The 12,287-nt window shown below is 69.5% G+C and carries 9 protein-coding genes; all 9 read left to right on the plus strand.

The window, feature by feature from the left end; all coding sequences use genetic code 11:
- Positions 1-226: 226 nt before the first annotated feature.
- The 9 genes from ACO0E1_RS14120 (at position 227) to leuS (ending at position 12,221) form a co-directional block, all read left to right on the plus strand.
- Positions 227-1,114: an ABC transporter ATP-binding protein gene (locus ACO0E1_RS14120; RefSeq protein ID WP_422874775.1), complete on the plus strand. Its 888-nt coding sequence runs from the start codon at positions 227-229 to the stop codon at positions 1,112-1,114.
- Positions 1,111-1,833 (plus strand): ABC transporter permease, encoded by a 723-nt coding sequence (locus tag ACO0E1_RS14125; protein ID WP_422874776.1) that lies wholly within the window; start codon positions 1,111-1,113, stop codon positions 1,831-1,833. Before ACO0E1_RS14120 ends, ACO0E1_RS14125 begins: the two co-directional genes overlap by 4 nt.
- Entirely contained in the window at positions 1,830-2,570 is a 741-nt protein-coding gene (locus tag ACO0E1_RS14130; RefSeq protein ID WP_422874777.1) for an ABC transporter permease, read from the plus strand. Before ACO0E1_RS14125 ends, ACO0E1_RS14130 begins: the two co-directional genes overlap by 4 nt.
- A complete protein-coding gene (locus tag ACO0E1_RS14135; protein WP_422874778.1) occupies positions 2,567-3,502 on the plus strand; it encodes an ABC transporter substrate-binding protein in 936 nt (311 codons plus the stop codon). The genes ACO0E1_RS14130 and ACO0E1_RS14135 overlap by 4 nt, the downstream gene beginning before the upstream one ends.
- Before the next feature lie 265 nt (positions 3,503-3,767).
- Entirely contained in the window at positions 3,768-5,180 is a 1,413-nt protein-coding gene (locus ACO0E1_RS14140) for a cytochrome ubiquinol oxidase subunit I (protein ID WP_422874779.1), read from the plus strand.
- Between the two features lie 3 nt (positions 5,181-5,183).
- Positions 5,184-6,188 (plus strand): cytochrome d ubiquinol oxidase subunit II, encoded by a 1,005-nt coding sequence (gene cydB / locus ACO0E1_RS14145; protein WP_422874780.1) that lies wholly within the window; start codon positions 5,184-5,186, stop codon positions 6,186-6,188.
- 11 nt (positions 6,189-6,199) lie between these two features.
- Positions 6,200-7,843, plus strand: coding sequence for a thiol reductant ABC exporter subunit CydD (gene cydD / locus ACO0E1_RS14150; RefSeq protein ID WP_422874781.1), 1,644 nt, complete (start codon positions 6,200-6,202; stop codon positions 7,841-7,843).
- On the plus strand, positions 7,840-9,528 hold the full coding sequence (cydC, locus tag ACO0E1_RS14155; RefSeq protein ID WP_422874782.1) for a thiol reductant ABC exporter subunit CydC: 1,689 nt from the start codon (positions 7,840-7,842) through the stop codon (positions 9,526-9,528). Before cydD ends, cydC begins: the two co-directional genes overlap by 4 nt.
- A 131-nt stretch (positions 9,529-9,659) precedes the next feature.
- Positions 9,660-12,221: a leucine--tRNA ligase gene (gene leuS, locus ACO0E1_RS14160; RefSeq protein ID WP_422874783.1), complete on the plus strand. Its 2,562-nt coding sequence runs from the start codon at positions 9,660-9,662 to the stop codon at positions 12,219-12,221.
- Positions 12,222-12,287 lie beyond the last annotated feature (66 nt).

Raw genomic sequence — 12,287 nt, forward strand, 5'->3', positions numbered from 1 at the left:
CGCCCGCCCTCCGAACTGGAGGCGCGGGCGCTGTCGTGTCCGCGGCCTCCGCCGTGCGCGGGGTCGGCTCCAGAGCCGTGGCGGCGTCCGCAGGCCGGCCGCCGGCCGGGTGGCGCTGTCCGGGACACGCCCGGTCACGTCACGGATCGTCACCTGGACGTACCGGTGTCGGTGCCGACGGGTACTCTCACTCGGAGTCGGGCTACCTCCTACCAGAAGGGCACCCATGATCGAGTTCCGCCAGGTGCGCAAGACGTACCCGGACGGCACGGCCGCCGTCGAGCGGTTCGACCTCGTCATCCCATCACGCACCACGACGGTCTTCGTCGGTTCGAGTGGCTGTGGGAAGACGACGCTGCTCCGCATGATCAACCGGATGGTCGACCCCACTGCGGGGTCCGTCTCCATCGACGGCGAGGACGTCGCAGGCGTCGACCCCGTCAAGCTCCGCCGCAGCATCGGCTACGTGATGCAGAACGCCGGACTGCTGCCGCACCGCAAGGTCGCCGACAACATCGCGACCGTTCCGCTCCTCACCGGCGTGTCCAAGCAGGAAGCAAGGGCGCGGGCGCTCGAGCTCATGGACACGGTCGGGCTCGACCGCGCCTTCGCCGACCGCTACCCGTCGCAGTTGTCGGGTGGCCAGCAGCAGCGCGTCGGTGTCGCCCGCGGGCTCGCCGTCGACCCGAACATCCTGCTGATGGACGAGCCGTTCGGCGCGGTGGACCCGCTGGTCCGCAACGACCTGCAGGACGAGCTCATCCGGCTCCAGCGCGAGCTCGGCAAGACGGTCGTGTTCGTGACCCACGACATCGACGAGGCGTTCAAGCTCGGCGACCAGGTCGTCATCCTGAAGAAGGGCGGCGAGATCGCGCAGCTCGGCACGCCGGCCGAGATCCTCGCGGAGCCCGCGGACGACTTCGTCGCGAACTTCATCGGCGCCGGGCGCGGTCGTCGAGCACTCCGTGTCGAGCAGACGCCCACCGGGCCCATCGTGGTCGACGGGGACGGACGCGCCGCCGGTGTGCTCACCGGTCCGGTGCAGGTCGTGGACGCGGCGTCCGCGGTGCCGCAGCCGGCCGCGCAGGACGCCGCGCACCGGGACAGCGTGTGAACTGGGTCACCGGCAACCTCGACACGATCACGTCGAACCTGATCGCGCACATCTGGCTGTCGATCCCGCCGATCGTCATCAGCTTCGTGCTCTCGGTGCCGATCGGTCTGCTCGTGAACCGTCTGCGCCAGGGCCGCCGAGGTGCACGTGCGACGGGTTCGACGATCATCGTCGTGGCGAGCCTGCTCTACGCCATCCCGTCCTTCCCGCTCTTCCTCGCGTTGCCGCCGTTGCTCGGGACGAACATCCTCGACCCGGCGAACGTCGTCATCGCGCTCACGATCTACGGGGTCGCGTTGATGGCGCGCTCCGCGGCCGACGCGCTCGACGCCGTCGACCCCGCGGTGCTGAACGCCGCGGCGGCCATGGGGTACTCGCCCGTGCAGCGGTTCTTCCGCGTCGAACTGCCCCTCGCCGGCCCCGTGCTCCTCGCCGGCATCCGGGTCGTCGCGGTGAGCACGGTCAGCCTCGTCACGGTCGGTGCGCTCCTCGGGATCCCGAACCTCGGGTTCCTGCTCACCGACGGTCTCAAGCGCGGCATCAGCGTCGAGATCCTGACCGGCATCGTGCTGACGATCGTCCTGGCGCTCGTCATCGACGGTCTCCTGGTGCTCATCGGACGCATCGTGATGCCCTGGACCCGCGGTGGCGGCCGTGACGCCAAGCGCATCCGGCGTCGTGCAGCGGCGGACGTCCGGACCGGGGAGGTGTCCGCGTGAACCTCTTCGCCGGCGCCATCGCCTGGATCTTCGACCCCGCCAACTCCGTCGGGGCGAACGGCATCCCCGTCCGCCTGTGGGAGCACGTGTGGATCACGCTGCTCACCATCGTCATCGCCTGCGCCATCGCGGTGCCCCTCGGCCTCGTGATCGGGCACACCGGGCGCGGCAAGAGCCTCGCCGTGGGGTTCTCCGGCGGGGTCAGGGCGCTCCCCACGCTCGGCCTGCTGACGATCCTCGCCCTGTGGATCGGGCTCGGCATCGAAGCCCCGCTCATCTCGCTCGTCATCCTCGCGATCCCGTCGATCCTTGCCGGCACCTACTCCGGCCTCGAGGCGATCGACCGCGTGACCATCGACGCGGCCAGGGCGCAGGGCATGACCACGTGGCAGCTGCTGACGAAGGTGGAGATCCCGCTCGGGCTCCCGCTCATCGTCGGCGGCATCCGTGCCGCGGTGCTCCAGGTCATCGCGACCGCGACGCTCGCCGCCTACATCAACGCGGGCGGTCTCGGCGGGTACGCGTTCTCCGGGCTCGCCAACCAGGACTACGAAGAGGTCCTCGGCGGTTCGCTCCTGGTGATCGCACTCGCCATCGTCTTCGAGATCGTGTTCGCCGTCCTGCAGCGGCTCGCGGTGCCGGCGGGTATCACCGCCGCCTCCGCGGGTGATGGACGGCGCGACGCTGACCGCTCGGAAAGTCGAGCATCAACCCCCTTGGAAGGAACCCTCCAGTGACCACTGCACGCACCAAGCGCCTCGGCGCGACCATCGCGGTCGCGACCGCCGCCGCGATCGCCCTCGCGGGCTGCTCGTCAGGCGACCCGCTCTCCTCCGGCGGCGGCTCCGGCTCCTCGGACACCATCACCGTCGGCTCGCAGGCCTACCCGTCGAACGAGATCATCGCGGAGCTCTACGCGCAGGAGCTCGAGAAGGCCGGCTTCACCGTCACCAAGAAGCTCAACATCGGACAGCGCAAGGCCTACTGGCCCGAGGTCGCCAAGGGCAACATCGACGTGTTCCCGGAGTACAACGGCAACCTGCTGAACTACCTCCTGCAGTCCGACAAGAAGGACACGACGACGGAGACCACGACGGACGGCATCAACGCCGCCCTGAAGGACGAACTGCCCTCCGGCGTCAAGGCCCTGCCGTCCGCGGACGCGTCCGACTCGGACACCTACACGGTCACGCAGGAGCTCGCCGACAAGTACGACCTCAAGTCGATCGGCGACCTCGCCAAGATCGGCGGCACCATCTCGATCGCGGCGAACCCCGAGTTCGCCACGGCCGCGTACGGTCCGACCGGCCTGAAGGCGAAGTACGGCATCACCGGTGAGGTCAACCAGCAGAACGACTCCGGTGGTCCGCTCACGGTCAAGGCGATCAAGGACGGCGACTCGCAGGTCGCCGACATCTACTCGGCCAGCGCGTCGATCGCCACCGAGAAGCTCGTCACGCTCGAGGACCCGAAGCACCTCGTGCCGGTGAACAACGTCACGCCCATCGTGTCGTCGAAGCTGGACTCGAAGGCGACCGCAGCGATCGAGAAGGTCAACAAGGTGCTCACCACGGACGCGCTCATCGAGCTCGACCGGCAGAACTCCGTGGAGCAGAAGTCCGCGGCCTCGGTGGCCAAGGCCTTCCTGCAGGACAAGGGTCTGCTCTAGTCCTCGGACGAACACAAAAACGACAGGTGTCGGGCAGTGTGCCCGGCACCTGTCGTCGTGTCCGGGGCACATCCGTTCGGCACGATCGTGCGCGTTCATGACCTGTGCACGTTCGTGCAAGCGAGGGTTCTACAAGTTGTCGAATCGCGTTGTCTGCCGGTACCGTGGAGGTGTCCCAACGGTTGTGACACCCAGAAGTACCCCTTCCACAGGAAGCAACTGACGTGCACGAACAGCGCGCGGCGTTCCCGATCGGTACAGCCGCATGAACGACATCCTCGATCCGCTCATCCTGTCCCGGTGGCAGTTCGGGCTGACCACCATCTACCACTTCCTCTTCGTCCCGTTGACGATCGGCATGGCCGTGGTCGTCGCGACGTTCCAGACGGCGTGGTACCGAACCGGTCGGGCGCACTACCTGCAGCTCACCCGGTTCTTCGGCCGGATCTTCCTCATCAACTTCGCGATGGGCGTCGTGACGGGCATCGTGCAGGAGTTCCAGTTCGGCATGAACTGGTCGAACTACTCCCGGTTCGTCGGTGATGTGTTCGGCGCCCCGCTCGCGCTCGAGGGGATCCTCGCCTTCTTCTTCGAGGCGGCGTTCATCGGGGTCTGGATCTTCGGGTGGGACCGGTTGCCCAAGGGCCTGCACCTCGCGAGCATGTGGTGCGTCAGCGCGGGGACGATCATGTCGGCGTACTTCATCATCGCCGCGAACGCGTTCATGCAGCACCCCGTCGGCTACGTCATCAACGAGGCCAAGGGCCGCGCGGAACTCACCGACATCTGGGCGGTGCTGACGAACAAGGTCGCACTGGCCGCGTTCCCGCACACGCTCTTCGCGTGCTTCATGGTCGCCGCCGGCGTGATCATCTCGGTCGCGTCGTACCACCTGGCGCGCAACCAGAACCTCGAGACGATGATGCCGGCGCTGAAGTTCGGCCTCTGGACGATGGTCGCGGCCGGTGCCCTCACCGTCCTCACCGGCGACCAGCTCGGGCTGACGATGGTCGACACGCAGCCGATGAAGATGGCCGCGGCCGAGGCGCTGTACAACACGGCGACCGGCAAGGACGCCTCGTTCTCGATCTTCACGCTCGGCACACCGGACGGCGTGCACGAGCTGTTCTCGATCCGTGTGCCGTACCTGCTGTCGTTCCTCTCGACGCACACCTTCAACGGCACGGTCGAGGGCATCAACGACCTGCAGGCGCAGTACACGCAGGTGTACGGCCCCGGCGACTACAAGCCGATCATCTGGGTGACCTACTGGTCGTTCCGCTGGATGATCGCCCTCGGTGTCGGCGCGGTCCTCGTCGCCCTCGCCGGGCTGTGGCTGACCCGCAAGGGCCGCTTCCCGACGCAGCGCTGGGTGTGGCGGATCGCCACCTGGGCGGTGCCGCTGCCGATGGCCGCGATGATCGTCGGCTGGATCTTCACCGAGATGGGTCGGCAACCCTGGCTCGTGTTCGGGTTGTTGAAGACCGCTGACGGGGTGTCCCCGAACGTGACCGGCGTCGAGGTCCTGATCTCGTTGGTCGTCTTCACGCTGATCTACGGCGCGTTGGCGGTGGTCGAGTTCCGGCTCATCAAGAAGGTGGCACAAGAAGGTCCCGCTGCCCCGGCAGCGGTGGACGAGGAGACCGGCGAGGTCAAGCACGAAGTGACGGTGTACTGACTCATGGACCTCCCCGTTCTCTGGTTCGCCATCGTCGGCGTGTTCTTCGTCGGCTACTTCGTGCTCGACGGCTTCGACTTCGGTGTCGGCATGGCCCTGCCGTTCCTCGGCAAGGACGACACCGACCGTCGCGTGATGATCAACACGATCGGTCCCGTCTGGGACCTCAACGAGACCTGGGTGATCGTGGCCGGCGCCTGCCTGTTCGCGGCGTTCCCGGAGTGGTACGCCACGATGTTCTCCGGGTTCTACCTGGCGCTGCTGCTGATCCTCGCGGCGCTCATCGCCCGTGGCGTCTCGTTCGAGTACCGCCACCAGAACAAGCAGCTGCAGTGGAAGCGCTCGTTCGACCTGATGATCATCGTCGGCAGCGCCGTGCCGTCGTTCCTCTGGGGCGTGGCGTTCGGCAACGTGGTCCGCGGGATCCCGATGGACTCCGGGCACAACTACACGGGCACGCTGTTCGACCTGCTCAACCCGTTCGCGCTGCTGACCGGTCTCGCGACGCTGCTGGTGTTCTTCACGCACGGCGTCGTCTTCATCGCGCTGAAGACCGAGGGCGACATCCGCGAGCGTGCGAAGCGACTCGCCACCAGGGCCGGCATCGTGACGATCATCGTCGCCGCGGCGTTCCTCGTGTCGATGGCGTTCGTCCGGGCAACCCCGGCATCGCTGGTGCTCTCCGTCGTCGCGGCGCTCGCACTGGTCCTGGCGGTGCTCTGCAACGCATGGGGCAAGGAAGGTCGGGCGTTCACGCTGATGGCGGTCACGATCGCCGCGGTGGTGCTCGCGATGTTCACCGCGATCTTCCCGAACGTGATGCCCGCTTCGAACGACGTGGCACGGAGCCTCACGGTCTACAACGCATCGAGCGGCACGTACACGCTGACCGTCATGAGCTGGGTCGCACTGGTCTTCGTCCCGCTCGTGTTCGCCTACCAGGCGTGGACGTACTGGGTGTTCCGCAAGCGCGTCTCGCGGGCGCAGGTCACCGCGGCCGCCCACTAGGTGCCCCGCCGATGAAGCCGCTCGACCCGCGTCTGCTCCGCCTGTCCCGCTCGGCGCGCGGCTTCATCGTCGCCGCGGCCGGGACGGGGGTCCTCCGCACGCTCGCGACCATCGCGATCGCGTGGGGGATCGCCGCAGCCGTCACCGAGGTGGTCGACGCCGTGCACCACGGCGGCGTCGTCCCCACGGTGTTCGTGCCGACGCTGGCGCTGCTCGGCGGTGCGTTCGTCGTGCGTGCCGTGGCGGCGTGGGCGACGGACGACCTCGCCGCGCGGGCCGCAGCGACCGTGAAGAGCGAGCTGCGCCGCACCGTGCTGGCGCGCGCGGCCGAACGCGGACCCGGATGGCTCGCGGAACGCTCGAGCGCCGGCTTCGCGACGACGCTCGGTCCGGGGCTCGACGCCCTCGACGCCTACTTCGGGCGCTACCTGCCCCAGCTCGCGCTCACGGCGATCGCGACCCCGGTGCTGCTCGTCGCGATCGGCCTCGGCGACCTGACGAGCGGGCTCGTCGTCCTCTGCGCGCTGCCGATCATCCCGGTCTTCATGGTCCTCATCGGTCTCGCCACGCAGTCGTTGCAGCGGAAGCAGTCCGACGCGCTGGCGCGACTCGGCGGTGCCTTCCTCGAGGCCGTCGAAGGCCTCGCCACGCTGAAGGTGTTCGGTCGTGCGCGTCGGCAGGTCGGCCGCATCGGCACGGTCACGGACGAGTACCGACGCGGGACCCTCGGCGTGCTGCGGTTGTCGTTCGTGAGCGGCTTCGCGCTCGAGCTCGCCGCCAGCCTCTCGGTCGCTCTCGTCGCCGTGTCGATCGGCATCCGGCTCGTGGACGGCTCCCTCGGCCTCGGCGCCGCGATGTTCGTCCTGGTGCTGGCACCAGAGGCCTTCGCGCCGATCCGGCAGGTCGGTGCCGACTTCCACGCCGCGCAGGACGGCGTCGAGGCGTCGGCAGCCGTGCTCGACGTGCTCGACGACGACCGCACGCCTGCTGCTGCTCCGTCGACGCTGCCCGCCGCCACCGACCTCGTGCTCCGCGGCGTGACCGTCCGACGCCAGGACGCCGTGATCGGACCTGTCGACCTCGAGGCCCGCCCGGGCACCGTCCTCGCGCTCGTCGGTCCGAGCGGTGCCGGCAAGTCGAGCCTCATCGCCGCGATCCGCGGCGCCGTGCCGCACGACGGCACGGTCGTCGTCCCCGGTCCGGCCGGTTCCACCGTGGCCGAACGGATCGCGTGGGCCGACCAACGCGCGCGACTCGTCCGCGGCACCGTCGCCGAGAACGTGGCCCTCGGCCAGCAGCCCGACGTCGACGACGTGCTGACCGCGCTCGGTGACGCGGGGCTGGGACTCGACCCGAGCCTCCAGGTCGGCGCAGGCGGAGCCGGACTGTCCGGCGGACAGGCGCAACGCGTCGCCGTCGCCAGGGCGCTCTACCGGCACCGTCGATCCGGTACCCGCCTCGTGCTCCTCGACGAACCGACGTCCGCGCTCGACGCCGACGCGGAGGCGCACTTGGTCACGACGATGCGGCGGCTCGCCGCCGACGGCGCGGTGGTCGTCGTCGCGAGCCACCGACCGGCGGTCGTCGCCGCCGCCGACGTCCGCGTCGACGTCGCCGCGAGTGGAGCCGTCGCGGTCCTCGGGGCGCACGCGTGACCGGCCGGGAGGCTCGTGGCGGCTCCGTCCTGCGGCTCGCGATGCCGCGCGGTGCCGGATGGGGCAAGGCGGTCGCCGCCGGCTCGCTCAGCGCGCTGTGCGCGGTCGCCCTGCTCGCGGCGAGCGGGTACCTGATCACCCGGGCAGCGGAACACCCGCCGATCCTCTACCTGACGCTCGTCATGGTCGGGGTGCGGGCGTTCGCGCTCGGTCGGGCGGCGCTCCGGTACGTGGACCGGCTCGCCGGGCACGACGCGTCCTTCCGGCAGCTCGCCGTCGTCCGCACCGAGATGTACCGCCGGCTCGCCTCGGTCGCGCCGGCTGGCCTCGGGACCACCGGACGCGGTGACCTGATGACCCGCCTGGTCACCGACACCGATCGGCTGCAGGACCTGCCGATCCGCGTCGTCGGCCCGCTCGTGTCCGCCGGTGTGACCGCGCTGCTCTCCGTCGTCGCCGTCGCACTGGTGTCCGTCCCCGCCGCCCTCGTGCTGCTCGTGGCCCTCGTGCTCGCCGCCGTCCTCGGTTCCGTCGTCACCGCGTCGATCGCGCGCCGCAGCGACGAGGAGACCGCTGCGGACCGTGGGCGCGTCGCCGACCTGGTCCTGGACACGGTGCGGACGCTCGACGTGTTCGCGGCCTACGGCACCCTCGACGAACGGCTCGCGCACATCGCCGCGCTCGACGCCCGCGTCACCCGTGCGGTCCGCCGTCGGGCCACGGTCGAGTCGCTCGTCGGGGCGTCGGTCGGACTCATCGGCGGTGCCGCGGTGATCGGCATCCTCGCCGCCGGTGCACCCGCGGTCGTCACCGGTGCGCTCGACGGACCACTCTGGGCGCTCGCGGTCTTCGTCCCGCTCGCGCTGTTCGAGGTCGTCGGGGCCGTCCCGCTCGCGGTGCTGACGTACCGGCGGGTGCGTGCAGCGGCCGACCGGGTCGAGCGGGTGGTCCCCGCCGTCACGCCGGACGGGATCGTCCAGGAGCCCGCTGCCGATGCGGAGCCGGCGTCGCTCGTGGTCGACGGTCCCGTCGCGCTGTCCGTGTCCGGGCTGACCGTCCGGTGGCCGGGAGCAATCGACGCCGCTGTGGACGACGTCTCGTTCGACCTGCGCCCCGGTGAGGTCGTCGTGGTCCAGGGGCCGAGCGGCGCGGGCAAGTCGACACTGGTCGACGCGCTCGTGCGGTTCGTCGAGTACCGCGGCAGCTACACGATCGACGGGGTCGAGGCGCGGACGATGCACCCGGACGCCGTGCGTGCTCGGGTCGGACTCATCGAGCAGGACCCGTTCGTGTTCGACCAGTCGATCCGGCAGAACCTGCTCTTCGCGCGGGAGACCGCGACGGACGACGACCTGCTCGGCGTGCTCGACCGGGTCGGCCTCCGGGTCTGGGTGGAGCGCCGTGGTGGTCTCGATGCGTCCGTGGGGGAGCGCGGCGCCCTGGTCTCCGGTGGGCAGGCGCACCGGCTCGCGCTCGCCCGGGCACTCCTGCACGCGTTCCCCGTGCTCGTGCTCGACGAGCCGACGGCCGACATCGACCCGGATCTCGGCGACGCCGTGCTGCGCGATCTCGTGACCACCGCCCGGGCAGCAGGGCGGACCGTCGTGGTCGTGTCGCACGTGCCGGTGGCGCCGGACCTCGTCGACCGGACCATCCGGATGCGCGACGGCCGCATCGCGGCCTGACCCTCCCCGGGACGTTCGCTCCGGGCCGTCCGCGAGTGGGGCTCGTGCCTTGTAATCTTGAGGACCGGGACATGTCCGACGGACGTTCCACGCGCCTCCAGACCGGCGCCTTCCGACCGATTGAGAGTTCCGTGACCATCGAGCAGCACGTCGAGGACCCGCACACCTACGACTTCCGGCGCATCCAGGACAAGTGGCAGGGGCGATGGGAAGAGCTCGGCCTCTTCACCGTCGACCCCGACGACCGTCGTCCCCGGAAGTACATCCTCGAGATGTTCCCGTACCCGTCCGGCGACCTGCACATGGGGCACGCCGAGAACTGGGCGCTCGGTGACTTCGTCGCGCGCTACTGGCGGCAGCAGGGCTTCAACGTGCTCCACCCGATCGGCTGGGACTCCTTCGGGCTGCCGGCCGAGAACGCGGCGATCAAGCGCGGGGTGGACCCGAAGGACTGGACCTACGCCAACATCGAGCAGCAGAAGGCGTCGTTCAAGCGGTACGCGCCGTCCTTCGACTGGACGACGGAGATCCACACCTCGGACCCCGAGTACTACAAGTGGAACCAGTGGCTGTTCCTGAAGATGTACGAGAAGGGCCTGGCCTACCGCAAGGACAGCTGGGTCAACTGGGACCCGGTGGACCAGACCGTGCTCGCGAACGAGCAGGTCCTGCCGGACGGCACCTCGGACCGCTCCGGCGCTGTCGTGGTCAAGAAGAAGCTCACGCAGTGGTACTTCAAGATCACCGACTACGCGGACCGGCTGCTCGACGACCTCAACCAGCTCGAGGGTCGTTGGCCCGCGAAGGTCCTGGCGATGCAGCGCAACTGGATCGGTCGCTCGGTCGGCGCCGACGTCGACTTCGTGATCGAGGGGCGCGACGAGCCCGTGACGGTGTTCACCACGCGTCCGGACACGATCAACGGTGTGACGTTCCTCGTCGTGGCGCCGGACTCCGACCTCGCAGCATCGCTGGTCGCTGCTCCGACCGTCTCCGACGACGTCCGTGCTGCGTTCGAGTCGTACCTGGTGGCGACGCAGAAGACCTCCGAGATCGACCGGCAGAACGCCGACCGCCCGAAGACCGGCGTCCCGCTCGACCGCTTCGCGATCCACCCGCTGACGGGTGAGCGCCTGCCGATCTGGGCGGCGGACTACGTGCTCGCCGACTACGGCCACGGCGCCGTCATGGCCGTCCCCGCGCATGACCAGCGCGACCTCGACTTCGCACGGGCGTTCGACCTGCCCGTGAAGGTCGTCGTCGACACGAACCAGCCGGTCACCGGCGCGATCCCGGTGATCCCCGAGGGCGCGACCCTCGAGGACTTCGACCTGCCCGTCCTCGACCCGGCCGCCACGGGTGAGGCGCTGACCGGGCAGGGCCGGATGATCAACTCCGGGCCGCTCGACGGCATGTCGAAGCAGCACGCGATCACCGCGGCGATCAAGCTCCTCGACGAGCGCGGCACCGGCCGTGCGGCCAAGACGTACCGCCTGCGCGACTGGCTCATCTCGCGCCAGCGCTTCTGGGGTACCCCGATCCCGATCATCCACGGCGAGGACGGCACCGAGTACCCGGTGCCGGAGGACCAGCTGCCCGTCGTGCTGCCGTCGACCGAGGGGCTCGACCTCAAGCCGAAGGGCACGTCGCCGCTGGGTGGCGCAACCGACTGGGTGAACGTCCCGAACCCCGTGGACGGTTCCCCGGCGAAGCGTGACGCCGACACCATGGACACGTTCGTGGACTCGTCGTGGTACTTCCTGCGGTTCCTGTCGGCGAACGACGACACGCAGGCGTTCGACCCCTCGCTCGTCAACAAATGGGCGCCGGTCGATCAGTACATCGGCGGTGTCGAGCACGCGATCCTGCACCTGCTCTACGCACGCTTCGTCACGAAGGTCCTGTTCGACCTGGGCTACCTCGACTTCACCGAGCCGTTCTCGGCGCTGCTGAACCAGGGCATGGTGCTGTCCGGCGGCTCGAAGATGTCGAAGTCCAAGGGCGGAGTCTCGCTCGGTGACGAACTCGACGCGCACGGTGTCGACGCCATCCGCATGGTGATGGGCTTCGCCGGTCCGCCGGAGGACGACATCAACTGGGAGGACGTCTCGCCGGCCGCGTCCGCCCGCTTCCTGGCCCGCGCCTACCGCCTCGCGACCGACGTCACCTCGACGCCGGACGCGGTCTGGGCGGACGGTGACCGTGCCCTGCGGCAGGTCACCCACCGGTTCCTCGCCGACTCCCCGGGGCTGATGGAGTCGTTCAAGTTCAACGTCGTGATCGCGCGACTGATGGACCTGGTCAACGTGACCCGCAAGGCGATCGACAACGGTCCGGGCGCCGGTGACCCTGCCGTGCGCGAGGCCGTCGAGACCATCGCGCTCGGGCTGAGCGTCTTCGCGCCGTACGCCGGTGAGGAGATGTGGGAGAAGCTCGGCTACGAGGGCTCCGTCGCGACCTACGGGTGGCGGAAGGCCGACCCGACGCTGCTCGTGCAGGAGTCGTTGACGGCCGTCGTGCAGGTCAACGGCAAGGTGCGCGACTCGTTCGAGGTGTCGAAGTCGATCGACCCGGCGGAGCTCGAGGCCCTCGCGCGCGCGTCCGCGAACGTGCAGCGGTACATCGGGGACCGCGAGATCGTGAAGGTCATCGTGCGGGCGCCGAAGCTCGTGAACATCGCGATCAAGGGGTAGTTCCTCCACAGCGGTGCGCCGGCCTCGTCGGTGCACCGTTCACGCCTCGAGAGCCCGGCCGGTCGG

Origin of the sequence: Curtobacterium guangdongense (genome assembly GCF_049341845.1) — a bacterium.
Taxonomy (GTDB): Bacteria; Actinomycetota; Actinomycetes; order Actinomycetales; family Microbacteriaceae; genus Curtobacterium; species Curtobacterium guangdongense.

Excerpts from the sequence above, each read along its gene's own strand:
- ACO0E1_RS14120 (WP_422874775.1), top strand. The coding sequence starts at position 227 with ATGATCGAGTTCCGCCAGGTGCGCAAGACGTACCCGGACGGCACGGCC.
- ACO0E1_RS14140 (WP_422874779.1), top strand. The coding sequence starts at position 3,768 with ATGAACGACATCCTCGATCCGCTCATCCTGTCCCGGTGGCAGTTCGGG.
- cydB (WP_422874780.1), top strand. The coding sequence starts at position 5,184 with ATGGACCTCCCCGTTCTCTGGTTCGCCATCGTCGGCGTGTTCTTCGTC.
- cydD (WP_422874781.1), top strand. The coding sequence starts at position 6,200 with ATGAAGCCGCTCGACCCGCGTCTGCTCCGCCTGTCCCGCTCGGCGCGC.